At 68.2% G+C, this 26,245-nt stretch carries 26 protein-coding genes; 4 read left to right on the top strand and 22 right to left on the bottom strand.

Annotation, left to right across the window (positions count from 1 at the left end; all coding sequences use genetic code 11):
* Positions 1 to 136: 136 nt before the first annotated feature.
* From ACRDSQ_RS03515 to ACRDSQ_RS03575, 13 genes are all read right to left on the bottom strand, one after another.
* A complete protein-coding gene (locus ACRDSQ_RS03515; RefSeq protein WP_431418705.1) occupies positions 137 to 1,117 on the bottom strand; it encodes a LysR family transcriptional regulator in 981 nt (326 codons plus the stop codon).
* 136 nt (positions 1,118 to 1,253) lie between these two features.
* Positions 1,254 to 2,498, bottom strand: coding sequence for an MCE family protein (locus ACRDSQ_RS03520; RefSeq protein WP_431418706.1), 1,245 nt, complete (start codon positions 2,496 to 2,498; stop codon positions 1,254 to 1,256).
* Entirely contained in the window at positions 2,498 to 3,646 is a 1,149-nt protein-coding gene (locus ACRDSQ_RS03525; protein WP_431418745.1) for an MCE family protein, read from the bottom strand. The genes ACRDSQ_RS03520 and ACRDSQ_RS03525 overlap by 1 nt, the downstream gene beginning before the upstream one ends.
* Positions 3,646 to 4,845 carry an MCE family protein gene (locus ACRDSQ_RS03530; RefSeq protein ID WP_431418708.1) on the bottom strand — a complete coding sequence of 400 codons (1,200 nt, stop codon included), beginning with the start codon at positions 4,843 to 4,845 and terminating at the stop codon, positions 3,646 to 3,648. The genes ACRDSQ_RS03525 and ACRDSQ_RS03530 overlap by 1 nt, the downstream gene beginning before the upstream one ends.
* Positions 4,842 to 5,861, bottom strand: a complete 1,020-nt coding sequence (locus ACRDSQ_RS03535) for an MCE family protein (RefSeq protein ID WP_431418709.1) — start codon at positions 5,859 to 5,861, stop codon at positions 4,842 to 4,844. Before ACRDSQ_RS03535 ends, ACRDSQ_RS03530 begins: the two co-directional genes overlap by 4 nt.
* Positions 5,858 to 6,901, bottom strand: coding sequence for an MCE family protein (locus tag ACRDSQ_RS03540; RefSeq protein ID WP_431418710.1), 1,044 nt, complete (start codon positions 6,899 to 6,901; stop codon positions 5,858 to 5,860). Before ACRDSQ_RS03540 ends, ACRDSQ_RS03535 begins: the two co-directional genes overlap by 4 nt.
* Complete coding sequence (locus tag ACRDSQ_RS03545; protein WP_431418711.1) at positions 6,898 to 8,220, bottom strand: MCE family protein; 1,323 nt, start codon at positions 8,218 to 8,220, stop codon at positions 6,898 to 6,900. Before ACRDSQ_RS03545 ends, ACRDSQ_RS03540 begins: the two co-directional genes overlap by 4 nt.
* Complete coding sequence (locus ACRDSQ_RS03550) at positions 8,217 to 9,077, bottom strand: MlaE family ABC transporter permease (protein ID WP_431418713.1); 861 nt, start codon at positions 9,075 to 9,077, stop codon at positions 8,217 to 8,219. Before ACRDSQ_RS03550 ends, ACRDSQ_RS03545 begins: the two co-directional genes overlap by 4 nt.
* A gap of 2 nt (positions 9,078 to 9,079) precedes the next feature.
* Positions 9,080 to 9,865 (bottom strand): MlaE family ABC transporter permease, encoded by a 786-nt coding sequence (locus tag ACRDSQ_RS03555; RefSeq protein WP_431418746.1) that lies wholly within the window; start codon positions 9,863 to 9,865, stop codon positions 9,080 to 9,082.
* Positions 9,866 to 9,962: 97 nt separating this feature from the next.
* Entirely contained in the window at positions 9,963 to 10,724 is a 762-nt protein-coding gene (locus ACRDSQ_RS03560; protein ID WP_431418714.1) for a glucose 1-dehydrogenase, read from the bottom strand.
* 39 nt (positions 10,725 to 10,763) lie between these two features.
* A complete protein-coding gene (locus tag ACRDSQ_RS03565) occupies positions 10,764 to 12,269 on the bottom strand; it encodes an aldehyde dehydrogenase family protein (protein ID WP_431418716.1) in 1,506 nt (501 codons plus the stop codon).
* Entirely contained in the window at positions 12,266 to 13,156 is an 891-nt protein-coding gene (locus ACRDSQ_RS03570) for a 3-oxoacyl-ACP reductase (RefSeq protein ID WP_431418748.1), read from the bottom strand. Before ACRDSQ_RS03570 ends, ACRDSQ_RS03565 begins: the two co-directional genes overlap by 4 nt.
* Positions 13,157 to 13,238: 82 nt before the next feature.
* A complete protein-coding gene (locus ACRDSQ_RS03575) occupies positions 13,239 to 13,430 on the bottom strand; it encodes a ferredoxin (RefSeq protein ID WP_431418718.1) in 192 nt (63 codons plus the stop codon).
* 85 nt (positions 13,431 to 13,515) lie between these two features.
* Between ACRDSQ_RS03575 and ACRDSQ_RS03580 the strand changes: the two genes are divergently transcribed.
* Both ACRDSQ_RS03580 and ACRDSQ_RS03585 read left to right on the top strand, forming a co-directional pair.
* Positions 13,516 to 14,697: an acyl-CoA dehydrogenase family protein gene (locus ACRDSQ_RS03580; RefSeq protein ID WP_431418720.1), complete on the top strand. Its 1,182-nt coding sequence runs from the start codon at positions 13,516 to 13,518 to the stop codon at positions 14,695 to 14,697.
* Between the two features lie 14 nt (positions 14,698 to 14,711).
* Positions 14,712 to 15,671: an acyl-CoA dehydrogenase family protein gene (locus tag ACRDSQ_RS03585; protein ID WP_431418722.1), complete on the top strand. Its 960-nt coding sequence runs from the start codon at positions 14,712 to 14,714 to the stop codon at positions 15,669 to 15,671.
* Between the two features lie 69 nt (positions 15,672 to 15,740).
* Here the strand turns inward: ACRDSQ_RS03585 and ACRDSQ_RS03590 are convergent, their stop codons facing one another.
* The gene (locus ACRDSQ_RS03590; RefSeq protein ID WP_431418723.1) at positions 15,741 to 16,265 is read right to left on the bottom strand and encodes a hypothetical protein; all 525 of its coding nucleotides are present in this window, start codon (positions 16,263 to 16,265) and stop codon (positions 15,741 to 15,743) included.
* Between the two features lie 109 nt (positions 16,266 to 16,374).
* Between ACRDSQ_RS03590 and ACRDSQ_RS03595 the strand changes: the two genes are divergently transcribed.
* Positions 16,375 to 16,794 (top strand): SRPBCC family protein, encoded by a 420-nt coding sequence (locus ACRDSQ_RS03595; RefSeq protein WP_431418726.1) that lies wholly within the window; start codon positions 16,375 to 16,377, stop codon positions 16,792 to 16,794.
* Positions 16,795 to 16,905: 111 nt separating this feature from the next.
* Positions 16,906 to 17,115 carry a DUF5302 domain-containing protein gene (locus tag ACRDSQ_RS03600; RefSeq protein WP_431418727.1) on the top strand — a complete coding sequence of 70 codons (210 nt, stop codon included), beginning with the start codon at positions 16,906 to 16,908 and terminating at the stop codon, positions 17,113 to 17,115.
* Between the two features lie 141 nt (positions 17,116 to 17,256).
* Here the strand turns inward: ACRDSQ_RS03600 and ACRDSQ_RS03605 are convergent, their stop codons facing one another.
* From ACRDSQ_RS03605 to ACRDSQ_RS03640, 8 genes are all read right to left on the bottom strand, one after another.
* Entirely contained in the window at positions 17,257 to 18,183 is a 927-nt protein-coding gene (locus ACRDSQ_RS03605) for a GNAT family N-acetyltransferase (protein WP_431418729.1), read from the bottom strand.
* Positions 18,184 to 18,365: 182 nt separating this feature from the next.
* Complete coding sequence (locus tag ACRDSQ_RS03610) at positions 18,366 to 19,535, bottom strand: GNAT family N-acetyltransferase (RefSeq protein WP_431418730.1); 1,170 nt, start codon at positions 19,533 to 19,535, stop codon at positions 18,366 to 18,368.
* A complete protein-coding gene (locus ACRDSQ_RS03615; RefSeq protein WP_431418732.1) occupies positions 19,528 to 20,769 on the bottom strand; it encodes an MFS transporter in 1,242 nt (413 codons plus the stop codon). Before ACRDSQ_RS03615 ends, ACRDSQ_RS03610 begins: the two co-directional genes overlap by 8 nt.
* Before the next feature lie 75 nt (positions 20,770 to 20,844).
* On the bottom strand, positions 20,845 to 21,438 hold the full coding sequence (locus ACRDSQ_RS03620; protein ID WP_431418734.1) for a hypothetical protein: 594 nt from the start codon (positions 21,436 to 21,438) through the stop codon (positions 20,845 to 20,847).
* 32 nt (positions 21,439 to 21,470) lie between these two features.
* A complete protein-coding gene (locus tag ACRDSQ_RS03625) occupies positions 21,471 to 22,247 on the bottom strand; it encodes an HAD hydrolase family protein (RefSeq protein ID WP_431418736.1) in 777 nt (258 codons plus the stop codon).
* A gap of 50 nt (positions 22,248 to 22,297) precedes the next feature.
* Complete coding sequence (locus ACRDSQ_RS03630) at positions 22,298 to 22,978, bottom strand: hypothetical protein (RefSeq protein WP_431418738.1); 681 nt, start codon at positions 22,976 to 22,978, stop codon at positions 22,298 to 22,300.
* A gap of 31 nt (positions 22,979 to 23,009) precedes the next feature.
* Positions 23,010 to 24,887, bottom strand: coding sequence for a B12-binding domain-containing radical SAM protein (locus tag ACRDSQ_RS03635; RefSeq protein ID WP_431418741.1), 1,878 nt, complete (start codon positions 24,885 to 24,887; stop codon positions 23,010 to 23,012).
* A gap of 41 nt (positions 24,888 to 24,928) precedes the next feature.
* Positions 24,929 to 25,840 (bottom strand): thymidylate synthase, encoded by a 912-nt coding sequence (locus tag ACRDSQ_RS03640; protein WP_431418743.1) that lies wholly within the window; start codon positions 25,838 to 25,840, stop codon positions 24,929 to 24,931.
* Positions 25,841 to 26,245 lie beyond the last annotated feature (405 nt).

Genomic DNA, 26,245 nt, shown 5'->3' on the forward strand with positions numbered 1-26,245 from the left:
CCACAACTCCGACTGGGCCGTCACCATCATCAACGGCCTGCCCGAGTTCACCCCACCCGCCTACCTCGACCCACACCGAAAACCCATCCCCGCAACACCACGACACTCGGCGGCCTGAACAGCCACCTGAACTCGCCTACGAGAGCAGGACGCCGTGCGCGGCCCACCACTTCGTGTAGCTGGGGTTCCGGTCGATCAGCCCGGCATAGGTGGCCGCGAGTGCCCCGCGCATCATCTCCGGGTCGACCGGGCAGGGGTCCTTCCACGCCAACTCGATTCGGCCGATGATCGGGTCGCCCGCGAGTGGGCGCACCACCAGGCCCATGCCCTCGTTGGAGGTCGGCTGGGCCAGGCTCACACACTGACCGCTGGTGACGAACTCGCGGGCCGAGACCGCGTCGCCCGCCTCGTGTGTGATGCGCGGGTCGAACCCGGCCTTGCGGCAGGCCCAGCGCAGCGCAGCGACCCCGCCGTGGTCCTCCAGTGGGTCGACGATCCAGTTCTCCTCGGCGAGCGCGGACAGCTCCACCACGGGCAGCGCGGCCAGCGGGTGCCACTCGGCCAGCGCCACGAACTGCGGCTCGACCGGCACGATCACCGCGCGCCGCACCCCGTCGCCCGCGCTGCCTTCGAACCCGATGCCCTCCCACAGGATGGCCGTGTCGACCCGCCCCGCGCGCACCTTCGCCAGCAGCGCGGCGACCGACGGGTCGGTGTGCACCGCGACCTTGAGCGGCGGCGCCTGCGGGCCGGCGATCTCGGCCTGCAGGGTGATCAGTCGGGGCACGAGCAGGGCCAGCAGCGCACCGGGGATGCCGCCGATACGCAGTTCCACCTGCTGGTCCGGCGCCACCGGGACCACGGGCACGTCGCCGCGCAGGTCAGCCATGTCGTTGACCACCGACCGCGCCTTGGCCAGCACCGACCGGCCGAAGGACGTCGGCACGACACCGGTCCGCGCGCGCTCGAACAGCGGGGCCCCCAGCGCCCGCTCGATGCGCTGCAACTGCGAGGTCAGCGACGGCTGGGACAAGCCCAGGACCACGGCTGCCTTGGTGATGCTGCCCTCGTCGGCCACCACGATCACGATCCGCAGGTGGCGGAACTCGAGTTCCATGCCACCCATGTTATGGGTAGCGCTTATGGTCCTGATAGCGCATCCGAAATGGGAATGCGACTCGCGAGGGCACCTATCCACCAGCTGTTGCGGTCATAGATCGTGTTGCGGCAGAGGAAAGGACGCAAGAACCGGCTCACCCGGTCGTCATGCCGAGCAGGGACGCCAGCGAAGGCGGCTTGTCCAAGCCCGGGAGGCCGAGCGTTCCCGGCAGCGGCAGTGTCGGCGCCTGTTGCCCCGGCACAGCGGCCGGGACGGCCGGGACCTCGCGGGGCTTGCCGCCATAAGGGGCGTTCTGCGAGCCGCGGACGCCGATCGGGCTGCCCGGCGGTTCGGCGCAGTAGGCCTGGGTGTTCGCGGGGATGTCGGTGACCTGGTTGGCGGGCCGCTGCTTGGTCGTCTCATACCCCTTTGTGCACGACAGCGGGTCGGCAAAGGTCAGGACCAGGCCGAGGTGGCCGGTGCCGTCGGGGTTGGCGCTGGGGGCGGCGGCGACCATGATCGGGTAGGCGACCAGGAGTTCCTCGATGCCGTCGACGCGGGTCGAGGTGATCTGGGTGGTCGTGAGCAGGTTCGCGAGCACCATGCCGAGGCTTGGGCCGGAGTCCCGCAGCACCTCGTAGACCTGCGTCGACACCGCCGGTGCGGACTTGAGCAGCGACCGCAGGTCCGGGTCGGACGCCTTGAGTTGGGCCGCGATGGTGCGCAGGTCCGCGCTGTAGGAGCGGATCAGGTCCGACTGGGCCGCCTGGGTCTGCAGGACCACCCGGCCATCCGACAGCAGGGCGGCGGTCTGCGGCAGGTGTTCGGTCGCCGCGGCGGTCAGGGCCCCGGTGTCGTCGAGCAGGGTGCGCAGGGCGGGGCCGGTGTCGCGGAAAGCCTGGTCCAGTTCGTCGACGACGGTCCGCAGCGAGTCGACGGGAACGCTGCTCACCAAGCGGTCCACTGTGGACAGGAGTTCGTCCGGGCCGGTGGGGATCTCGGTGCGGTCGCGGGCGATCACCGAGCCGTCGGCGAGGAAGGGCGCGCCGTCGCGGGCGGGGACCAGGTCGACGAACTGTTCGCCCACCGCCGACCGGTTGGCCACGACGGCCCGGGTGTCCGCCGGGATCGGTGGGGCGTCATCGCTGATGGTGAGGTCCACGTCGACGCCGCCCGGGGACTGGCGCAGCGCGCCGACCCGGCCGACCGGCACGCCCCGGTAGGTGACCTCGGCGTTGGTGAAGATGCCACCGGAGTCGACGAACCGGGCCGTCACGACATATCCCCGCAGGCCGAACAGGCGGTCCAACCCGGCGTAGGTGCCGCCGACGTAGGCGATCCCGAGCACGGCGATCAGCGAGAACAGGAACAGCCGGACTTTGACGGGCAGCGCGAGCATCAGCCACCACCACCGATCAGGCCGCCGAGCAGCGGGCCAAGCCCACCGGCCGAAGTGGGCGCCTGCGGCACCGACAGACCGGGCAGACCGGGCAGGCCGGGTTGAGAGGGGATCGCGGGCGGGACGCCACCCACTCCGGGAAGGGTCAGGAACGGCGAACTGGAGCTGTTGATGTTGTCCAGCAACACACTCAGGTCGAGGTCGAACACGACGTCGACGTTGGTGAAGTCGCCCTTGATCGCGTTGACGGTGTAGTCGGTGAACGGATACGTCAGCAGCAGCTGCAACGCGTTGGGCAGGTTGGCGCCCGAGTCGGCGAGCTTCTGCAGGGTCGGTGCGAGCAGTCTCAGGTCCTCGACGAGGTCCGCGCGGCCGCGGTTCACCGTGTCGACCGCCGTGGCGGACAGCCGGTCGAGCGCGCCGAGCATCGTGACGAGCTGGTCGCGCTGTTCGGTGACGACCTTCAGGCCGGGCGTCAGGTGGTCCAGCGCGGTGGTGATCTGCGAGGTCTGCGCGGACAGCGTGCCGGACAGCCGGTTGAGCGAATCGATGGCGCGGGTGATGTCGCCCTTCTGGCCGTCCAGCTCTCGAACCAGCGTGTCCACATTGGACAGGAAGGAGCGGATCTCGGTCTCGTTGCCTGACATGGCCGCGTTGACCTCGCGCACGATGTTCTGCAGTTGGCCGACGCCGCCGCCGTTGAGCAGCAGGGACAGCGCGCCGAGGACCTCTTCGATCTCCGGGTTGCGGTTGGTCCGGTCGATCGGGATCACCGCGCCGTCGTCGAGTGATCCCTGCCCGTCGGCGGGCGCCCGCAGCGAGATGTACTTCTCCCCCAGCAGGCTCGACTGCCGCAGGTCGGCGGCCGCGTTGGCGGGCAGCCGGATGTCGCCGTTGACCAGCAGCTCCACGACCGCCGTGGTGTTGTCGCCCGCCAGCGAGATGCGGTCCACCCGGCCGACGGCGACGTCGTTGACCTTCACCGAAGCCTGCGGCACCAGGTCGAGCACGTCGCCGAAGTGCGCCGTGACCCGGTAGGGATGGTCGCCTAGGTCGGCGCCGCCGGGCAGCGGCACGTCATAGAGCCCGCCCGACCCGCAGCCCGACATCGCGACCGCAACGGCACCCAGGACAAACAACCGCCTGATCACGGGCGACCTCCCGGGCTGTTCTGGCCGGGCAGGTCGAGCATCGGCAGCGCGATCGGCGGGATCTGCCCGCTCTGCAGCGCGGCCAACGCCTCGATCGGCGACGGCAGCTTCACCACACCGTCGAGAACCGGCGCGAGCTTCGCGCACGCGTCGCCGAGGGCGGGCGGCAGCTGCGTCGGTGTGCCCGACTGGATGGTCCGGCACAGCAGCGCCATCGGCGGGTACGTCAGCTCGTTGAGGTTGCCGCGGATGGAGAACGACGCCGACGCCGCGTCGTAGGTGTTGAGGAAGTTCGTCGCACCCAGCGGACCGACGTCGAGCAGTTCGGCCAGCGCGCCCCGCTCGTCGACAAGGGCCTGGGTGATGCCGACCAACCGGTCCACATTGGACTTAAGCAGGTCCTTGTTCTCCGCGATGAAACCCTGCACCTCGCCCAGCGAGTTGGCCAGGGAGGTGAGCGCGACACCAAGGTCGTCGCTGTCGGCGGCCAGGTAGTCGGTGACCCCAGCGAGTTTCGTGTTGAACCCCCGGACCTGCGCGTCGCTCTCGGCCAGGGTGCGGGTGAACTTCTGCAGGTTGTCCACTGTGGAGAACAGGTCGCCGCGGGACTCGCTGAGCGTGTGCGCCGCGGTGGACAGCTGCTTGATGGTGTCGTTGAGCAGCCTGCCGTTCCCGTCGAGACTGGCGGCGGCCGAGTCGAGCACGCCGGACAGCGCGCCATCGGCGTTCGCGCCATCGGGACCCAACGCGGTCGCCAGTTCCCGCACGCTCGCGGTGAGGTCGTCGATCTCGACCGGTGTCGCGGTGCGGGACAACGGGATCAGCGCGCGGTCCGCGAGCTGCGGTCCGGTCTCGTAGGCCGGGGTGAGCTGCACGAACCGGTCGCTCACCAGGCTCGGCGCGACCGACACCGCGGAGATCTCGGCGGGCAGGTCCACGCCCTCGTCCACGGTCATGGTGACCTCGACGAAGTCGCCGCGCGGGACCACCGTGTCGACCTGGCCGACGGCGATGCCGAGCACCCGCACCTCGGAGCCCGGGTAGATGCCGATCGACTTGGCGAAGTGCGCGGTGAGCCTGGTGCCCGCCATCGGAATCGCGATCCACCACAGCGCGGCCGCGACGATCAGGCCGAGCACGGCCAACAGCGTCACGGTGACCGTGGCGTCGCGCTGGAACCGGGAACGCGGGATCACTTGCCGCCTCCCGGGGTCAGGGGCGTGTAGCAGCCCTCCGGGTTGATGTCGATCAGCGCGGTCTTCGAGGAAGGCGGGAACAGGCCACAGATGTAGCCCTCGAACCAGCGGCCGTTGCCGACGGTGTTGTTGAAGACCCGCACGAACGGCGCCAGCGCGGCCACCCCCTTGCTGAGGTTGTCCTGGTTGCGGGCCAGCACCGTGGTCACCTTGTCGAGCTGGGTGAGCATCGGCTTGAGCTGAGCGGTGTTGTCGGCTACCAACCCGTGCAGCTCGTCGGCCAGTGCCTTGGTCCCGGTCAGGAGCTTGCTCACCGCGGAGCGGCGCAGCTGGAGTTCTTCGAGCAGCAGGCCCGCGTCGGCGAACAGCTTCTGCAGCTGCTTGTCGCGGTCGGCCACGGTTTTGGTCAGCGACGAGGTGTTCGACAGCAGCCGGGACAGTTCCTCGTCGCGTGTGGACAGTGTGGCGGAGAGACGGGACATGCCGGTGAGCGCGTCACGCAGGTGCGAGGGGCTGCCGGACATCGCCTCGGAGACCACCCGGAAGCTTTCGGCGAGCTGGTCGGTGTCGATCTTCTGGACGGTCTTGGTGAGCTGGTCGAACACCGGGACGATGTCGAACGGTGTCAGCGTCCGGGTCTTCGGGATGACCTCGTTCGGGTCCTGGGTCTGGCCGCCGTCGGAGGCGATGGCGAGGAACTTGTCGCCGAGCAGCGTGCGGATCTGGATCGACAGCGTGCTGCGGTCGCCCACCCGGGCATCGCGGACGGTGAAGTCGACCCGCACCTTGTTGCCCGCCAACGCGACCGCGTCGACTGCGCCCACCTTGACCCCGGCGACGCGGACCTCGTTGCCCGGCCGCAGACCGGCGGACTCGGTGAACTCGGCGGAATACGTCGTGCCGCCGCCGATGATCGGCAGGTCGTCGGAGAAGAACGTCGCCAGGACCACCAGGACGACGAGAACCAGGGTGACCGCGCCGACCCCGGCCTGGTTGCGTTCGCGCAGCGACCTCATGGCCCGCACCTCTCCGGTCGCTGCGTTCCCGGCAGCGGAAGCGCGGGGATGTCGACGACGATGCCGAGTTCCGACACCCCGATGCGACCGGAGGCGCTGCAGAGGAAGTAGTTGAACCAGCCGCCGTAGCTGGCGGAGCGGGTGATGGCGTTGACCTTGCCGGGCAGGTTCTTGAGGAAGTGGTCCACAGTGTCCTCGTGCGCCGCCAGGGTGGTGGAGAGCTGCCCGAGGCCCGCGATGTCCTGCTTGAGCGACGGGCGAATGTCGGCCAGCAGTCCCGAAGTGACCGTGGTCAGATCGCCCAGCGCGGTGATGGCGTCGCCGATCGGCTCGCGCTGCTCGGCCAGCCCGGTGCTCAGCCGCTGCATCTGGTCGATGAGCCCGGACACCTCGGCGCTTCGGCCGTTCACGGTGTCGAGCACCGTGTTGAGGTTGGCGATCACCTCGCCGATCACTTTGTCCTTGTCGGCGACGGCGGTGGTGAGCGACGCCGTGTGGCTCAGGATGCTGTCGATCGTGCCGCCCTCGCCCTGCAGGACCTGGATCAGGTGCGCGGTGAGTTCGTTGACCTGCGCGGGGTCGAGCGCCTGGAACAGCGGCCGGAAGCCGTTGAACAGCACGGTGAGGTTCAGCGCGGGCTTCGTCCGCTCGACCGGGATCGTCTGTCCAGGTTCGAAGACAGCGTTCGGGTCGCGGATCTCGCCGACGCCGAGAGCGACGTAGCGCTGGCCGATCAGGTTGCGGTACTTGATGGTCGCGGTGATCGACGCGGGCAGCTTGCGGGCGGACTCGACGTCGAACGAGACCTCGGCGAACCTGTCCTCCACCACCCGCACACCGGTGACCTGGCCGATCCGCACCCCCGACATGCGCACGTCGTCGCCGACGACGATGCCGGTCGCGTCGGTGAACCGGGCCGCGTAGCCCATCGTCGCGCCCAGGGACTTGTTGGCGATCGTGAGCCCCAGCATGGCGGTCAGCGTCACAGTGACCACCGCGAACACGGCGATCTTCAGCAGCGGCGCGAGCACTGTCCTCATCGGAGGGTCACCTCCGTGCCGCGGAACGCCGGGCCGAGCAGCAGACCCGCCCAGCGCGGCACGTCCTCGGGCATGACGCCCAAACCCGGCGCGAGCAGGGCGTTGACCAGGTCGCGTTCCTGCGGGCTGTTGGCCAGCGCGGGCGCGTCCGCCGCCTGCGGGACGGTCGGCCGGAACTGCTCGGGCCGGTCCGACTTGGGCGCGGGCGGCTTGGACGTGCCGTCCTTCACCGGCCCGTCCGTGGTGTACTGCGGGAACTTCTCGCCGGGCTGCGCCATCCGGTAGCAGCGTGGGCCGCGCTTGTCGTTGTAGCGCGGGGTGTCCACGCCCGGCACGTACTTGCCCCGGTTCGCCGCGATCTCGATGGTGACCCTGGAGACGTTCGGGTGGTCGGTTCCCTTGCCGAACGCGCGTTCCGACGCGGGGATCGCCTTGACCAGGTTCTCCAGCAGGCACGGGTATTCCGGCGCGTACTTCGCCAGCACGGCAAGCGTCGACTGGGCGGTGTCGGCCAGCTCGATGAGGTTTCCCTTGTTCACCGCCAGGAACCGGTCGAGGTCGACCGCCGCCGTGGTGGCCGTGTTGAAGAGCAGGTCGAGGCTCGCCCGCTGCTCGGCGATCGTCCTCGTGGTCATGGTCAGGTCGCTCAGCGCGTGGAGCAGGTCCGGTGCGGCGTCGGCGTAGGTGTCGGCGACGGTGGCCAGGGCCGCCAGGTCCGCCTTGAGGTCGGGCATGCTCGGCAGCAGCTTCTCCAGGTAGGCGTCGAGGTCGGCGATGGTCCGGCCGAACTGCGCGCCGCGGCCGTCGAGCGCGGTGGACATCGCGTTGAGCGTGGTCGCGAGCTTGGCCGGTTCCACCGCTTGCAGCACAGGCATAAGGTGGTCGAGCACCTTCTCCAACTCGATCGCCGACGAAGTCCGGTCCTGGGGGATCACCGAGCCCGCACGCAACGCCTGCGACGCGGGCTCTGTGGGCATCAGCAGGGCCACATACCGCTCACCGAACAGGGTCTTCGGCAGCAAGCGGGCGGAGACGTTGGCGGGGATGAGATCCACGGAGTCCGGGTCGAGCGCGAGGTCGAGCACCGCGCGGTCGCCCGTCGGCCGGATTCCCCGCACCTCGCCGACGATCATCCCGCGCAGCTTGACATCGGACCCGACACGCAGCTGGTTGCCGACCCGGTCGGTCTCCAGGCTCACCGCGACGACCGTGGTGAAAGCCTTGTTGTAGAAGCCGATGGACAGCCAGACCAGGGCCGCGACGACGACCAGGAACACCAGCCCATAGAGCTGGAAGCGGAGTTTCTCGGCGCGCTTCATCCGGCGATCCGCACTGTGGTGGTGGCGCCCCAGATGGCCAGGCTGAGGAAGAAGTCCAGCAGGGTCTGCAGCACGATCGCGGTGCGCACCGCCCGGCCGACGGCCACGCCGACCCCCGCGGGCCCGCCGCTCGCGGTGTAGCCGTAGTAGCAGTGCACCAGGATCACCACCACGCTGAACACCATCACCTTGAGGAACGACCAGAGGACGTCCTCGGGTGGCAGGAACAGGTGGAAATAGTGGTCGTACGTGCCTGGCGACTGCCCGTAGAACCACACCGTGACCTGCCGGGAAGCCAGGTAGGAACAGAGCAGACCGACCACATACAGCGGAATCACCGCGGCGACACCCGCGATCACCCTGGTGGTCACCAGGTACGGCACGCTCGGGACGGCCATGACCTCCAGCGCGTCGATCTCCTCGGAGATCCGCATCGCACCGAGTTGCGCGGTGAAGCCGCACCCCACGGTGGCCGAGAGCGCCAGCCCGGCTGCCAGCGGCGCGACCTCGCGGGTGTCGAAGTAGGCGGCGATGAACCCGGTCAGCGCGGACGTGCCCAGCTGGTTGAGCGCCGAATAGCCCTGCAGGCCCACGATCAGCCCGGTGAACACGGTCATGCCGATCATCACGCCGAGCGTGCCGCCGATGACCGCGAGCGCGCCGCTGCCGAAGAACACCTCGGACAGCAGCCGCATTGTCTCGCGCGGGTACCGGATGATCGTGCGCGGCACCGAGCGCAGCACCATCACGTAGAAGGCGAGCTGCTGTCCCAGGACTGCCAGGCCGTCGAACGGCTGGTTCGCCACCGCCAGGACGCGCGTGGTGACCTGGCGGGGCGCCTTCTCCCGGATAGCCATGGTCACAAACCCTTGGGCGGGACGATTTGCAGGTACAGGCCGGTCAGCACCACGTTGATCGCGAACAGCAGCAGGAACGTGATGACGACGGTCTGGTTGACCGCGTCACCCACGCCTTTCGGCCCACCGGAGGGGTTCAGGCCCCGGTAGGCGGCGATGATGCCCGCGACGAACCCGTAGAGGATCGCCTTGATCGTGCTGATCCACAGGTCCGGCAGCTGGGCGAGCGCGTTGAAGCTCGACAGGTACGCGCCCGGGGTGCCGCCCTGCATGACCACGTTGAAGAAATAGCCGCCCGCGACGCCGACCACGCTGACGAGTCCATTGAGGAGGGTGGCGACCACGATGCAGGCCAGCACCCGCGGCACGATGAGCCGCTGGATCGGCGAGACGCCCAGCACCTCCATCGCGTCGATCTCCTCGCGGATGGTCCGCGACCCGATGTCAGCGCACACGGCCGACCCACCCGCGCCCGCGACCAGCAGCGCGGTGATGAGCGGCGCGGCCTGCTGCACGATGGCCAGGGCGCTCGCCGCGCCGATGAACGACTGCGCGCCGATCTGCTGGGTCAGCGAGCCGAGCTGCAGCGCGATGACCGCGCCGAACGGGATCGCGACCAGCGCGGTCGGCAGGATCGTGACGCTGGCGAAGAACCAACACTGCTGGATGAACTCGCGCCCCTGGAACGGCCTGCGCGGGATGAGGCGCAGCACGTCCCACGCCAGCGTGGTGACCCGGCCGACCTGGCGAAGGCCGCGCACGACCGCCGCGTCGGACTCGAGTCGCAGGCTCAACGGCTGATCCACTTCGGCGGGGACTTCAGGCGTTCGTGCTGGTCACCCAACGACGGCGCGACCGAACAGATACGCGAAAAATCCACATGTACTAGAAGGACAGGGCGTGCGTAGTCGTGGCGCCACCGTCCGCGACGAACTCGGCGCCGGTGCAGTAGGAGCTTTCGTCACTCGCCAGGAACAGCACGAGGTTCGCGATCTCCTCGGCCTGGCCGTTGCGCTTGAGGGCGACCCGCTTGCCGATCCGGCTGGTGTCGACCTCGATCCCGCCGAGAGCGGTCGGCAGCATCCGGGTGTCGATCACGCCGGGGTGCACGGAGTTGACCCGGATGCCGTGCTCGCCGAGTTCCATGGCGGCGACCTTCGTCATCCCACGAACAGCGAACTTGCTCGCGGTGTAGGCGATCACCATCTTCGCGGCGGCGAGACCTTCGATGGAGGACAGGTTGACGATCGAGCCCTCCTTGGCCGCGATCATCCCCGGCGCCACCGCGCGCATGCCGAGGAAACAGCCGAACTGGTTGACCCGGATGATCCGCTCGTAGTCGGCGAGCTTGGTGTCCACCAGCGGGCTGAAATGCAGGATGCCCGCGTTGTTCACCAACACCGTGATCGGGCCGAACCGCTCGGTCGCGTCGGCGACCGCGTCGGCCCATTCGTCCTCTTCGGACACGTCCAGGTGGCGGAAGTACGCGGCGTCACCGAGTTCGTCGGCGAGCGTCTTGCCCTCGTCGTCGAGCACGTCGGCGAGGACCACCTTGGCGCCCTCGGCGACGAACCGCCGCGCCGCCGCCGCACCCTGCCCGCGGGCCGCGCCGGTGATGAGCGCGACCTTGCCGTCCAACCGTCCCATATGGACTACCTCTTTCGATTCAGGGCAAGATCAGCGCTGCTACATCAACTCATCGGTGAGGGGCATGAGCACCGTCTTCAGTTCCGTGTACGCCTCGTATGCGGAGCGGCCGCCCTCGCGGCCGAGCCCGGACTGTTTGAAGCCGCCGAACGGAAGGTGCGGCTCGACCTGGAACCCGTTGATGCCCACGGTTCCCGCCCGGAGCGCGCGGGCGACCCGGAAGGCCCGACGGTTGTCAGTGGTGTAGATCCCGGCGCCGAGGCCGTACTGGGTGGCGTTGGCCAGCCGGATCGCCTCGTCCTCATCGGTGAACGGCACGACCGCGAGCACGGGCCCGAAGATCTCTTCCTGGGCCAGTTCGGCGGTGTTGTCGACATCGGCGAAGATCGTCGGCTGCACGAAGTTGCCCTCAGCCAAGTCGCCGTCCACGCGGCCCCCACCGGCGACCAGCCTTGCGCCGCTTTCCTTTCCGCGCTCGATGTAGCCCAGCACGCGGTCGAGCTGCTTCGAGTTGATCAGCGGGGAGGAGAGAACAGCCGGGTCGAACGGGTCGCCGTAGGTGATCATTCCAGCGAGGAGCTGGGCGGCGTTGAGGAAGTCGTCGTACACATCGCGGTGGACCAAGGCCCGGGTGTGGGCGACGCAGGCCTGGCCGGACAGGCCCATGGTGACGGTGCCCATCGTGGTCATCGCCGCGAGGCCGACATCCGGCGCGTCCGGGAACACCAAGGTCGGGCTCTTGCCGCCGAGTTCCAGGGAGACCCGCTTGAGCGTGCCCGCCGAGGCCTCGATGATGTGCCTGCCGACCGCGCGGCTGCCGGTGAAGCTGACCTTGTCCACCAAGGGATGCGTGACAAGGGCTTCGCCGGTCGGGTTGCCCGGCCCGGTGACGACGTTGAGCACGCCGTCCGGCAGGCCCGCCTCGACCAGCAGCTCCACCATGCGCAGCACGGTGAACGTGGCGAACTCCGACGGCTTGAGGACGACCGTGCAGCCCGACGCGAGCGCGGGTGCGACTTTCTGGGCGTAGAGCAGGAAAGGCGCGTTCCACGGCAGGATGGCCGCGACGACGCCGATGGGCTCGCGGAACGTCATCGCGAGGTGGTCGCCGCCCTGGTACGGCGGCAGGGTCTCGCCGCCCACCTTGTCGATCCAGCCCGCGTGGTGTTCGAACACGTCCGCGGCGGCTTCGACCGAGGTGGCGTAGATCCCGGCGAAGGACAGCGGCACACCGTTGTCGAGCGCCTGCAGCCTGCGCAGCTCGTCGGCGTTGGCCCGCAACAGGTCGGCGTAGCGGTGCAGCAGCTTGACCCGCTGACCCGCCCGCGAACGCGGCCACGGGCCGTCGTCGAAGGCCGCTCGGGCGGCGTGCACCGCCTTGTCCACATCGGACTCGGTGGCAATCGGGAAGCTCCCGATCGCCTCACCGGTCGCCGGGTGGGTGTGGGTCCACGACGCACCGTCGGCGGCGGGCCGCCACTGGCCGTCGATGAGGATGCCCTGGTCGGGCAGCCGTCCCACGTGGGAAAGCAAGGAGAGTGTCACCGCGCCTCCTGGCCGAGCTTGAGGATGTCGTTGGCAGCGAACGAAAGCGTCGGGTCACGGTCGGCGAAGTAGCCGCCGACCTGCTCCGCCAGCGCGGCGGGTGTCCAGAGGTCGGCGTCGAACCGGCGCTCGACGACGGGCGCGGCGAGCAGGGCCACCATCCCGCCGTGCACGACGAACACCTGGCCGCTCACCGTCTGGGCGGCCGGTGAGGCGAGGTAGACGACCAGCGGCGCGACATGCTCGGGCGAGAGTGGATCAAGCCCGTCTTCCGGGGCCGCGCCGAACACCTGCGCGGTCATCGCCGTGCGCGCCCGTGGGCAGATCGCGTTGGCGCGGACGCCGTAGCGCTCCAAGCCGCGCGCGGTGGCCAGCGTCAGCGCGACGATCCCGGCCTTGGCGGCGGCGTAGTTCGCCTGACCGGCCGAGCCCACGAGAAACGCCTCGGACGCGGTGTTGACGACTCGCGCATAGACGGGCCCGCCCTTGGCCTTGGACTCCGTGCGCCAATGCGCGCAAGCGTTGCGGGACAGCAGGAAGTGGCCGCGGAGGTGGACCTTGAGCACGAGGTCCCAGTCGTCGTCGGACATCGAGAACAGCATCTTGTCGCGCAGCAGGCCCGCGTTGTTGACCACGATGTCGAGCCCGCCGCGGTCGAGCGCGGCCAGGGTCAGCGCGTCAGCGGTCGACCGCTCGGAGACGTCGCCCTCGACCAGCACCGCCTTGCCGCCCAGCGCCTCGATCTCGTCGACCACGCCGCAGCCCGGACCACCCGGGAGGTCGTTGACCACGACGTCCACGCCCGCGGCCGCCAGGGCCAGTGCCTCCGCCCGCCCGAGTCCCGCGCCCGCGCCGGTGACCACGGCGACCTTGCCGTCGAGACTCACGGAGTCCACAGGCATCTCCCTCGGCACCGGGGGTGAATGGAACGCCAGATTAGAATCTGTTCTCGTTTTAGGCAAGAGCGGGTCAGTCCACCAAGGTCAGCGCCACCTTCGGGCACGACGCCACGGCCTGAACGATCCTCGGGCGGTCGGCCTCAGCGTCCTCAGGCTGCTTGACCAGCAAGTCATCGTCGTCGTCAAGCTCGAAGTAGTCCGGCGCGACGTTCACGCAGAGCCCGTTGGCCTCACACTGGTCACGATCGACATCGATCCGCACGGCAGCCTCCAAGACGAATAGAGAACGTGTTCCATGTTAGCTGCTATCTTCGACTGGAACGCGTTCCAGTCCGATGGGAGAACGCATGCGGATCACCTACACCCCCGAACAGGAACGGCTGCGCGCCGAACTGCGGGCCTACTTCGCCGAGCTGATGACCCCGGAGCGGCGTGCGGCGCTGACGAACACCGGCGGCGAGTACGGCAGCGGCGACGTCTACAAGGAGGTCGTGCGCCAGATGGGCGCGGACGGCTGGCTCGCCCTGGGCTGGCCCAGCGAGCACGGCGGCCGCGACGGCTCGATGCTCGACCAGCTCATCTTCACCGACGAGGCCGCCATCGCGGGCGCGCCCGTGCCGTTCCTGACCATCAACACCATCGGGCCGACGATCATGAAGTACGGCACGCCCGAGCAGAAGGCGTTCTTCCTCCCCCGGATCGCGCGCGGGGACCTGCACTTCTCGATCGGCTACTCCGAACCGGAGGCGGGCACCGACCTGGCCGCCCTGCGCACCCGCGCGGTGCGCGACGGGGACGAGTACGTCATCAACGGTCAGAAGATGTGGACCAGCCTCATCCAGTACGCCGACTACCTGTGGCTGGCCTGCCGCACCGACCCGGAGGCGGCCAAGCACAAGGGGTTGTCGATCCTCATCGTCCCGGTCGACACCCCCGGTTTCTCGTGGACGCCGGTGCGCACCATGGCGGGACCGGGCACCAGCGCGACGTACTACTCCGATGTGCGGGTGCCGGTGTCGTCGCTGGTCGGCACCGAGCACGAGGGCTGGAAGCTGATCACCAACCAGCTCAACCACGAGCGGGTCGCGCTCACCTCGGCCGCCCCGGTCCAGAACGCCCTGCGTGAGGTGCTCGAGTGGGCGCGGGACACGAAGCTGCCGAGCGGCGACCGGGTGATCGACCAGGAGTGGGTGCGGATCCACCTGGCCCGGGTGCACGCGAAGGCGGAGTTCCTCAAGCTGGTCAACTGGAAGATCGCCTGGGGCGTCGGCAAAGCGATCAGCCCGGCGGACGCGTCGGCGACGAAGGTGTTCGGCACCGAGTTCGCCACCGAGGCCTACCGGCTGCTCATGGAGGTGCTCGGCCCGGCGGGTCCGGTCCGCGCGGGTTCCCCCGGCGCGGTGCTGCGCGGCCGGATCGAGCGGATGCACCGGTCGTCGCTGATCCTGACCTTCGGCGGCGGCACCAACGAGGTGCAGCGCGACATCGTGGCGACCGTCGGCCTGGGCCTGCCGCCCGCGCGCCGCTGAACTGGAGGACTCCGATGGACTTCACCTTCTCCGAGGCCCAGGACGACCTGTCCGGGCTCGTGCGCACCCTGGCCGACAGTGATCGTCCACTGTGGACTCTGCTGGACGAGGCCGGGGTGCTGATGGCCGCGCTGCCGGAATCGGTGGGCGGGGGCGGTTTCGGCTTGCTCGAACAGTGCTCGGTGGCCATCGAACTGGGCCGGGCGGCGGCTCAGGTCCCCTACGCGGCGTTCTCGGTGGCCGCGCCGGCGATCGCCGAGTTCGGCTCCCGGCGCCAGGTCGACCTGGGGTTGTCGTGCGCGGTCACCGACGACCCGCTCGACCCCGTTGGCTTCTCGGACGGGCGGCTCAACGGGACCAAGACGCTCGTGCCTGCAGGCGAGGCGTTCGTGGTGACCGCGGGCGCGGACGCCTTCGTGGTCCGGGCCGCCGATGCCGGGGTGAGCACGGCGGTCCAGGAGCTGGTCGACGGCTCGGCGCTGGTGCTGACCTTGGGCGAGGTGACGCCCCAGCAGGTTCTCCCGGACGCCGCGGCCTGGGTGACCGATCGGCTGACCGTGCTGACCTGCGCGGAAGCGGTCGGCGTGCTGGCCGAGGCGCTGCGGCTCACCGCCGCGTACGCCGGTGAGCGCGTGCAGTTCGGGCGGCCCATCGGCACGTTCCAGGCGGTCACGCAGCGACTGGCGGACGCCTATATCGATGTCGAGGCGGTGCGGCTGACCCTGTGGCAGGCGGCTTGGCGGCTGAGCGAGGGACTGCCCGCTTCCGAGGAGGTGGCGACCGCGAAGTTCTGGACCGCTGACGCCGGACACCGGGTGGCGCACACCGCGGTGCATGTCCATGGCGGCGTCGGGATCGACATGGACCACCGGTTGCACCGGTATTTCACCGCGGCGAAGCGGTTGGAGTTCACCTTGGGCGGCGCCACCGACCACCTACGCAAACTCGGCGCCACCCTAGCCAACACCCCCTAACCCACCCCCCGCCCACAATCCCAACCACCCACCTGACAACCACCACCCACCCATCCGCCACCTGGCGGGCTAGTGTCGTCTAAGGGGTGGGAGGATTGTGGCGTCGCGGGGGCGGGCGGGGCGGGGGATCCGGGTCATGGCCCGCACTCGGCGGGTTCGACCGTGTTCGGCGAGGAGCATGAGCAGTTCGCCGTCGACTACCGCCGCGAGTTTGCGTTGCGCCCAGTCCGAGGCGGAGAGCACGACGTCCGGGTTCACCGGCCTGCCTTCGAAGACCTCGCGGACTAATCGCCATTCGGCGAGGCGGTCGCGGAGGAAACTGTTGTGCGCCAACGCGGGCGCGACTTTTTCGGCCCAGGCGCAGAAGTCGCCCGCCGCTGTCGCCTTGGCCCCGATGCGGACCGCGACCGCGGACACCGCCATCGCTTTGTCCGGATCCCGGAGCACGGCTTCGAGGAACGCGCGCTCGTCGCGTGGCCGGGCGTCGCGGTACCAATCGAACCGCAGGTGTTCGTCGGCGGCCAGTGCCGCCGGATCATGATCAACGCAGCCGGTCAGCGCCGCTACGCATGCGATGTGGTCGACCAGATTCACCGTTCCCTCCGGCGACATAGAGTAACGCTTCGCCTCCCGGAACGATCACGCAGGCCACGCCTGCGAAATCGGGTTCCGGGCGCTTCGGGGGGTGGCTACTGTCGATGCCATGCTGTTCCGAACCTCGATCATCATCGATGCCCCGCCGCGGCGGGTCTGGTCGGTGTACACCGACCTCGCCCGCTGGCCGGAGTGGACGGCGTCGGTAACGGCTGTCACGCTCGTCGACCCTGGTTCGCTGCACCTGTCCCAGCGGGTCCGGATCAAGCAGCCGAAGCTGCCTCCCGCCGTCTGGACGGTCACCGCGCTCGACGAGGGCCGGTCGTGGACGTGGGTGTCGACGGCCCCCTTGGTGAAGACGACCGCCACGCACACCGTCGAGCCGCACGAACGGGGGACGCTGATGAGCGCGACCCTCGAACAGGGCGGGCCGCTCGGCAGGCTCATCGGCAAGATGGCCGCGGGCCTGACCGACCGTTACCTGGTGATGGAGGCCGAAGGGGTGAAGGCTGCGTCGGAAGGGCCGTGACCGGCCGTTAGAGTGGGGACACGGGTGTGGGGGCCCCGCCAAATCGAGTCGACCCGGCGCGGTGACCGTGCGAGGCTGACCCCACCAACACCGCGAAACGTGGAGGTCCGTATGTCCGAGCAACCGGAGCAGCCTGAGTCCGAGAACGACACGGACGGCGCGGAGCCGAAGGACCTCAAGAGCAAGTTCCGTGAGGCACTGGAGCGCAAGCAGGCCAAGTCGCAGAGCGGCGAGGGCCACGCGAACGCGGGCTCCAAGGTCGGCGACGCGCACGGCAAGCAGGGTGGCAAGCGCACCTTCCGCCGCAAGAGCGGCGGCTAGTCCGCCTCCCCGGAATTTTTAGATTTGGTCACCCTGACGTGTGATAACGCGGGTGGGTGGGGGACCGTGGTCGGCTTTCGTCACGGTCCCTTAAGCGAGCGTTTGGGCGGGTCCGGGAATGCCCGGGCCCGCTCCGACTCGCTAGAGCACCCACTCGTCATCGACGACGGAGGCTCCTTGGGGTAGCAGTTCGCTCCGCAGCGACACGTCGGCGTCCTGGTCGAGTCCCCGCAAGCCCCCAGCCCGCAACGGCAGGTCGATCCGACACGCCCAGAGTGGGTGCACCGTGGCGCCGCGCTGGGACTTCGCGTCCAGCGGACCGGTTCCGAGATGAAGGCGGGTCAGGCCGTTGTCGGTCATGAACCGCAGCGGCCGGTAGAACGCGGTGTTGAAGTACTCATACGCACCCCGGAGCCGCTCGTAGTCGAATCCGCAAACGCGGAAGTACAGCGCGTCCGACCAGACGAAACACACCGCGCACCCGATCATCGTGCCCGCCTCGTCACGGCAGCGGAACACGATGCTCTCGCCGTCGACGCATCGCACTTGTTCATCCATGAACGATCGGACGTCGGCGTGGTCGACCTCGTGCCCGTACCGCTGCATGGTCTTGATCACGAGCGGGATGGCGTCGTCGACGCACTCGGCAAGGCTTGCCGTGTCGATCGTCAGTCCGGACCGGGCGAACTTCTTGGCCTCATTCCTGATCTTGTAGGCCTTTCGCCCCCCGATCGACTCAAGATAGGTGTCGAACGTGCCGCCCGGGTTGTGGATCACCGCCTCCGCGCTTCGGAGGGAGAACTCGGCGTCGAAGACGCCTTCCAACGCGCGCAACGAATCGGAAGTCAGATGATCGAGCAGCAGACAGTCGTATCCGCGCGCCTGGGCCCGATCGGAGATTGCGGTCAGCAGAGCCGACAGCGCGCCGTTCGCCCCCGGCTCATGATCGGCTGACAACAGTTCGTTGTGATACCCGGTTCGGCCGCCGACCAGAAGTGGCTTGCGGCCCTTGATCAAGCCAGCGGGGAACCGTTCGTGCGAGGCGAATTCGTACGTGGGAGTCGCCAAGACAGGGCGGTCGCCCCGATAAGCAAGGTAATACGCGGGCCGCGCGGCTTGGGATCGTTCTTGACCCCTGAGCCAGTTGTGGCTCTGGTAATACGCGAGAGGACCGACGAGCGAGTCCCAGTCCGCCTGCGGTAACCGCTCAAGCTCGGTCGTGGCCAGGATTCGGTGGTCCAAGACATCGGTCACCATCGGGAGGGCGCCCAGCTTGCGGTGTCCACGCCGCCCACGGCGAGTTTGGCGTACTTCTCTTCGAACTCGGCGACCCGGTTCTCACTGAGCCGGTGGGCGGACTTCAGCACTCCTGGTTCATCGGGAAGACCGACATAGACGTTGTAGATCGGTGCCGGTTGACCCCCGCGACCCATTTTCGCCTCCAGCGTGCCGAGCCCGAGGTGGACGCTGCGAATCGAGTTCTCGATGCCATGTCGTACCGCGCCATAGAACGACAGCATGAAATAGTCGGCCCTATTCGGCTGGTCATAGTCAAAGCCGACGACACGCGAGTAAATTCGATCACCCACCTGGTATCGCAGGATGAATCCGACGGGACTATCGCCGTCACGCGCGATCAGCACCGAACTCTGGTCGCTCAGATGCCTCGCCTGCCTGTCATAGACCGTCCTGGCCTTATCCGTGTCGAAGTCATGCCCGTACTTCCGCATCAAGGCGCTGTTGAGGGGAGCGATGATGTCCACGACGTCGCCGAGACGTGCCTCCTCGAGGCGGCGGCCGCAGCTCTCGAACGTGCGCAGCTCCCGACGTGCCCGCCCACGCAGACTGCCGGGCAGCCACGACAGGTAGTCGTCGAAGGTCGACCACGCGATGGGCAAGACCGTCTCGAAGTCGTGGAGCACGGGAACGGCGTCGCCCCCCAGCGCGTCGCAGACCGCCCGCGCGTCGTCGATCGGGAGGTAGAGGAACGCCAGGAATCGGGCGTCGCGTTCGTCGGCCCAGGCCGACATGTCGCGCACCAGTGGGGCGACATCGGCATCCGAGGGTTCCGGCCCCCGCAGGATCTCGCCGCGAAATTCCGACCAGCCCGAACCGATGACGAAGGGCGACTGCCCGTAGCGCTGGGCCTCGCCGTCTTCCATGAAGTCCGACAACAGGGCAACCGGGTCATAGAGCCGATGGGGCGGGGCTTCGAAGCAGTAGCCGGTGAGACCGGCCGCGGGCACCGAACCCCGCCGCGCTATCGAATACCGTGCCCGCGCGGTGTCGGGAAGTTCTTCCTCCCGGATTCCGAGCCATCCCACCGACGAGTAGATCGTGGCACCGCCACTCAGCACCTCCCACTCCCGGGTGGGCAGATCGGCCACCTGTTCCCAGGTGGACCAACTCAAGTCAGGCATGTGTGACACCTCGGTTCTCTTCGATCGTCTGCTCCTGCGCGGCGCGGTCGGCGGCGAGGGAGATCAGGACGCGGGACCCCCTGGCGACATAGCCGCACCCAGCGGCGAGGATCACCGCGTAGCACCAGCCCAGTCCCGCGTCCAACAAGAATGTCGAGACCACAGGCGAGAGCACGAAAGCGGCGCTGAACGATATGGACAACGCTACGTTGAACCGACCTCGAAGGTGCGCCGGAGTCACATCGTTGGTCAAGGGGCCGAGATGAGGGGCGACAAGAATCTCCCCCAAGGCCACCACCGCACCATAGACGCAGAGCAGACCCACGGCGAAATAGCTGCCCGGCACCAGGCCGATCACCGCGAACACAGCAGCGGCGCTCGCCCACAACAGGGCAACGAGCCGGAATACCGTCACCCGTCGCATTTCGACGATTCTGCGAAGCACCAGCGGCTGAACCAGCACGATCACGGCGGTGTTCACCGCGAAGACATAGGCGACTGCCGAGATCGGGATGGAACTGTCGGACAGCACCAGGGTCGGCATACCGAACTCGAACGCTCCTTGACCGGCGAACGCGAGCAGGAAGGAGATCACGAAGATCCGACGATAGACGGGCAGCGCCAGCGCCGCACGGTAGGAACCCTTGTCCTCGCCGGATGAGGAGGGAACAGCCCGGGGCGAGCGTGGCACGGCGAAATGGACCGCGGCGGCCAAGAGCACGAAAGTGGCCGCGTCGAGCCGGTAGAGCAAGTCGAAGGTATCCCGCCCGCCATGGGTGACCATCACGCCCGACACCAGGCCGCCGACACAGACCCCGAGGTTCGCGAAGGTGAAGCTGAGGCCGAACACCCGTGACCTGGTCTTCCCGGTCGTGAGTACCGAGAAGAGGCTCGACTGACTGGGATATGCCGAGGACTGCGTCGCGCCCAACAGCGCCAGCGCGAGGCACGCCGTGGTCATCGACCCCGCCATCGTGAACAGCACCAGGGCGGCCCCTTGGCCCAGCGCGCCGATGACCAATACCCGTTGCGGAGACCAGCGGTCGATCAAGGAGCCCCACATCGGCCCGGTCAGCAAACCCGCCAGGCTGGCCGCCCCCACCACCAGACCCGCCTCGGGCAACGAGATTCCCAGGAACCGATGCAGGTAGACCACGGTGAACGGAAGGACCAACCCGGTTCCGAGCGCGCTGACCGCCGCCGCCGTGAGGACTACTCGAACGGCGAGCGGCATCGGGTCATCAGTACTGCGGCGGCGCAACGGATTCCCCCAGTCGGTTCGACCTTGGCACGGCACGGTCGAGAGCGGTCACAAGGACCAGCTCCGGCGCGCGGGACCCAGGTCCCCGCTCCGCAGGATCTCGGCGAGTCGCCGCGCGAGTTTCCTTGTGTCGGCGGTCCGCGCCCGCACCAGTACCCGAGGCGGGTGATCCAGTGCGGCGAACAGTGCCTCGTTGGTGGCGCGCTGCTCTCGATGGATCTTCAGCGCGTACCAGAGAATCGAGTGCGATCCGAAGACGCTCGCCGCGCTCTCCCGGTTTCCACCACAGATCTGTTCCCCGCTGACAAGCCTGCCCAACGTCCGCTTCACCAGCCGGGTCCAGCTTCTCCACAAGGGAGGGTCGAGCCACACGACGCAGGTGGATCGTTCGATGAAGCCGTCGACCGCGACCGGGAAGGCTCCGTCGACGACCCAGGTGTCGTCGCCTAACGCGGACTCGACCTCGCGGGCGAACACGTCCGCTTCCTGGATCTTCCAGTCGGGGAGCCAGAACATCGAGTCGAGCTGGACGTGCCTCCCGCCCAGCACGCGGGCGAGATCACCGGCGAAAGTCGACTTCCCCGATCCGGGCACGCCCACGACCCACACCCGAGCGGGCGACATCTTGTCCCCTCGCGTCACCGCGTTCCCTCCCCTTGCCGGACGCCGCCCCATCACACGTTCGAGGCAGCGACATTCCGCGTCAGTTCACGCAAATCCCATGCCACACCATCGTCGTCGTTGGACGGTATGACCCGGTCGGCGACCCGGAGTGCTTCCTCGCACGCATTCGCCACCGCGACCCCCACGCCGGACGCGGCGAGCATCGACACGTCGTTGAGTCCGTCGCCATAGGCGATGACAGCCGACCAGCCCAGTCCGAGGTGTCCCAGTACCCAGTCGAGCGCTGAGTGCTTCTCGGCTCCGGGTGCGGAGAACTCCACCAGTCCCGTCGCCGACGACGTGCAGCTGACCCCGAACCTCTCGGCCACCGCGACACACCGCTCCAACGGAGCGCCGACCACCATAAGGCACAGTGCTCCTGGACCGGACGGCAGTCGATCGACACATCGCACCGGCGTGGACACGGCGGCCAGCACGTCCGGCCAACGGGGTGAGACGAGCCGATCGTCCTCCCGGTCGACCGCCCACGCGACGCACGGATCTGACCGCACCAACGCCTCGATCAGCGCGGCCGCCACCTCCGCGGGCATCGTCGTGCGGCGCAGGATTCGCCCGGTGGCCCAAGAGGAGACGACAGCGCCGTTCGAGGAGACCAGGAAATCTCCCACGCCGGCGCGCAGGATGTCCGCCGCGGCCGCCGCGGGGCGTGCCGTGGCGAAGACGATACGCACGCCGGCTTCCGCCGCGCCGCGCAACGCCTCGCCGGACCTTGGCGACAAGGTGCCGTCGGAACAGAGCAGAGTGCCGTCCAGATCGATCACGACCACGCTCGTCTCCTGGACCGTGACGCGCCGCGCGGTGTGGGAGTCCGCGGAACTCATCCGACTCGCGCGGGGAATCGGTGCGCGATCGCGGCCGCGTAGCGGTGGCAGTGCCACTCCTCCCAGCCCAGGTGACTTTCGCTGTACACGCCGAGGTCGACGTTCTCGAAAACCTCCCAGCCGTCGCGGGCGACGATCCGACCCATCTCCTCCACGCTCGGGTAGAACCCACACGTCTTGTCCTCGGGGGTGAACCCGACGAGGTAGTCGGCGAAGAAGATCCCAGCAGGCGCGACCATGGCCATCGCCTGATCGATCAGCGCCCGCATGGTGTGCACTCGATTCGGCGGCATGGACCAGAGGCCACTGCCCATGACGAGTTGGAAGTCCCCGGCGGGCTCGACGGTCATGTAATCGCGTTCGACGATCGTGCATCGATCCTCGAGGCCCTCGGCCGCCAACCGCTCGCGCAGCCCGGTCACGGTGTGGCAGCCGTCGACGAGTTCGAGCACGCCGCCGTCGAGGAACAACGAGTCGGTCTCCACACCGACCACCTCCCATCCAGCACGCAGCAGCGGCAGCGCGAACTTGCCGTCGGACACCCCGAGCACGCACGCACGCGGCCGTACCCGCTCCGCGTACGCGCCGAGCGGGATGTACCGGGCCAGCGCCGGGAAATGAGTGAAGTACGGACCCCAGTAGCTTTCCTGGTCCGGCTCAAGCGTCGCGTTCTTCATCAGGCCTTCTCTGTCTGGACCGCGACCGCGGTCATCGGATACTCATGTCCTCTTCGGCCAGGATGTCCGCGGCGCTGTTGCGCACATTCCCCCATCGCCGCGCCGCCGCCCGGTGGATATACCAGATGTCCTTCTCGCTCAACAACGTCGACACCACCTCCGGGTACGCCTCCTCGAAGTAGGTGTACGGCGGCCTGTTGTCCTTGCGCGAGTGGTAGTCGAGCTTCTCGCGGCCATGGCTTTCGGTCACGGGCGTGCCGGGGTGGTAGGTGAGGATGTTCGGGCTGGCCATGACCAGCAGGTCGTCATCGATCAACCGTCCGATCTGCTCGATCGTCTCGGCGATGGTGTCCTGATTCTCGCCCTCGAGGCCGAACAGAACCGAACTGCCCACTCGGATCCTATGGGATTTGATGATCCGCAGCGCCTCGTGGACCTTCGCCACCCATGGCTCGGGGTTTCGCCGCAAGAGGTTCTTGTTGACATGCTTCATGACCGGTTCGGCCATGCTCTCGATGCCGATGTAGATGTAGGAGCAGCCCGCCTGCCGCATGAGGTCAAGGGCCACGCCGATCTCCGCCGCCTTGGCCCGGTTCAACACCACGTCGACGGTGAGCTGCGCCCCCCATTCGAGTCGGCGCATCGGGTCGTGCTCGGCGGACAGCTCCAGCAAGTCGTGACAGAAAGCGGAGATCGCCGTCCAGTTGCCGCCCCACAGCACCGGGTCGTCGAAGAAGACCGCCTCCGCGCCGTGGTCGACCAACCGCTTCACGTGCCGGGCGACCAGCTGGGTCTCACTGACGGCGAACCGTGTCGATCGCCCCTTCATCTCGATGCTCTCCGAGCAGAAGGTGCATTTGAACGGGCACGCGTCCAAGGTCATCATGTGCGCCGTCCGGCTCCCGTGCGGAGACGAACCCGCCCGTTGGAAGACGCCGAACCGCGCCCGGATGGCGAAAGCCTCGTAGGGGGCGGGTAGCTCGGACCTGGACAGGCCGCGGCCCTCGACGGGTTGGACGAGGACTGCTTCGCGACCGAACCCGACAATGGTTCCGATACCCGACAGATCCTCGTCCGTCATGGCGATCAGTCGGACCGCCTCCAGAGCGGCATCGACGTCGAAGTCGGCGAAACCGGGATCAGTGACCAGGGAGATTCCCCGCATCAGCAGGTCGAGGCACGGCGCACCGTCGCCGGAGACGACGAAGTCCACCACCGGTTTCGACCTCCCGTCCCGGATGACCTCGGTCGTGCTCGACCAGGACAGTCGGAGCAAGCCGGACTTTCGCTCGAAACGCACGGTCTCGTCCGCGTGGCGTCCGCCGAGCACGACCACACAGCCCGGCACGTGCGCCTTCGCCAATTCCGCCATTTCCAGGGCGTATCGGTGGGCGGCGGACACCGCGCTCAACAACACCACCCTCGGCCGCAACGCCCGCAGCTCGGCGATGTACCGCGCCTTCGCCCGCGCGTCCCAGATCCGGGGGTCGAACACCTTCCCGTCGGTCGTCGCGTTGTCGACGATCAGACCTTCGCGAGGGCCGGAGGAAGCCTGGCGATACCCAAGATCCGGGTATACCCCCCAGTCCGGGTAGACGTCATCGATACTCGCGGCGGCGGGCAGCCCCGACTCGCGACGCCGCGCCGATCGCTGGATCGTGACGGCGAGTGCGGCGTAGAGACACATGGGGTCGCCCGGATAGGCGACCTCACCGCCGCGACTCGTCGCGACCGGTGCCAGCGCCGCCATCACGGGGAACCGAAACACCTCGTCGGTGTTCGACCCGGCCTGGCCCGCGCTGGCGCCGAACCTGTGCCTGCGGGCGGTGACCAACTGTTCGAGCCGGTCGGCGTGATCGGTCCGCGCCGTCCGAAAGGGCCCCAAGGACTCCTTGACCGTGACAATCACGAGCGGGTCCACTCCTTTTCAGTGACTGCGTGGTTATCGGGTCACAGGGCTGCGATGAGCTCCGCGATCTCCGGAGACGCCGACGGGCTCTCCACGAGTGTCGAGTCGTCGCCGACCTTGCGATAGGCATGTGTGGCGAGGCAGGCGCGAACGACGTCGGTGAAGTCCGTCTCCGCTTTCGTCGCGGCGATCTCGTCGATCGCCGCGATGTCACCCGCCACCGCGGCCTCGCGCAGCCTGCGCTCCAGGACGATCAGCTCGGCGGCCGCGGCCTTGGCCAGTTCGGCGGAGTCCGGCAGAGCGGGCAGGCCCGCGGACTTGACCGGGCCTGCGACGACCCGCTCGGCGAGCTCGATCTCGTTGTCGTAGAAGTGGAACGTCCCCGACTGGTGGATGTGGGGACCGCAAGGGACATCGAGCATGGACGCCGCGAACTGGTGCATCAGCATGAACAGGAAGCAGTCATAAGGCAGCACGGTCAGTGCCTGCTGGGCGCGCATCACGGTGATCCAGGTCAGCGCGCCGTCGCGCAGGAACATCTGAACGCCGACCGCGCACGGGTACTCCTTGGACTGCCTGAAGTTGTCCGAGGGCGTCAGCACCATCGCGAATGTCCTGCGGTGCGCCGGGTCGCGCCGGACGCGATCGACGATCGCCGCGAGCTGATCGCCCTCGGCGGAGAGCAAGCGGTGCCCGAACGCGCCGCTCAGGGTGTGCTGGTCGTCGGAGTACTCATGAGCGCCGCGGCGGTAGTAGGCCGGCGTCTCGACGTCATTGCGGCCGTCCATGGACCAGGCGAGCAACCCCAGGCAGTACGGGAGGTTCACCGGGAACGCCGAGTTGAGCGCCAAGGAAGCCAGCGGGTCGCGCACCCGGAACGAGTGGGCGATGAGCTCACGGTACGGCCGGTCCTTCTTGCCGAAATCGGATGCCTTCGAGAGTGGATCGCGCACAGATGGAACATGGGAGCCGTCCTCGAGGACGCCTCGAAGCCCGGCGACGTAGGCATCGGCAAACGACTCGTATTCGTACACGGCGCTCCTTGATTTGCTCGCGGCTCTGCGCCGGCGTCCGGGAGACGCACGGCGACATCACGGGGTTCGCGCGAAAACCGCACGCCAAGAGAGCGGAATCAGCGATCCCGTGATCTCGCGCGGCTACGCGAATAGCGCATAGACATCATGGAAGTCGCGTCCGAGAACTCTCGACGACGCCGAGGTAAATTCAAGGCGACCCCCACGAACCCCTATATCCCCTAGATGTCCCCAGATCCCCATTACCCCTAGTCGACACCGGCCCCTTCTCAGCGACCGTACCAGAGACATGACAGACGGCGGCAGGTTCAGACGGTCGTAGCA

Source organism: Actinokineospora sp., assembly GCF_050699995.1.
In the GTDB taxonomy this organism is placed as follows: Bacteria; Actinomycetota; Actinomycetes; order Mycobacteriales; family Pseudonocardiaceae; genus Actinokineospora.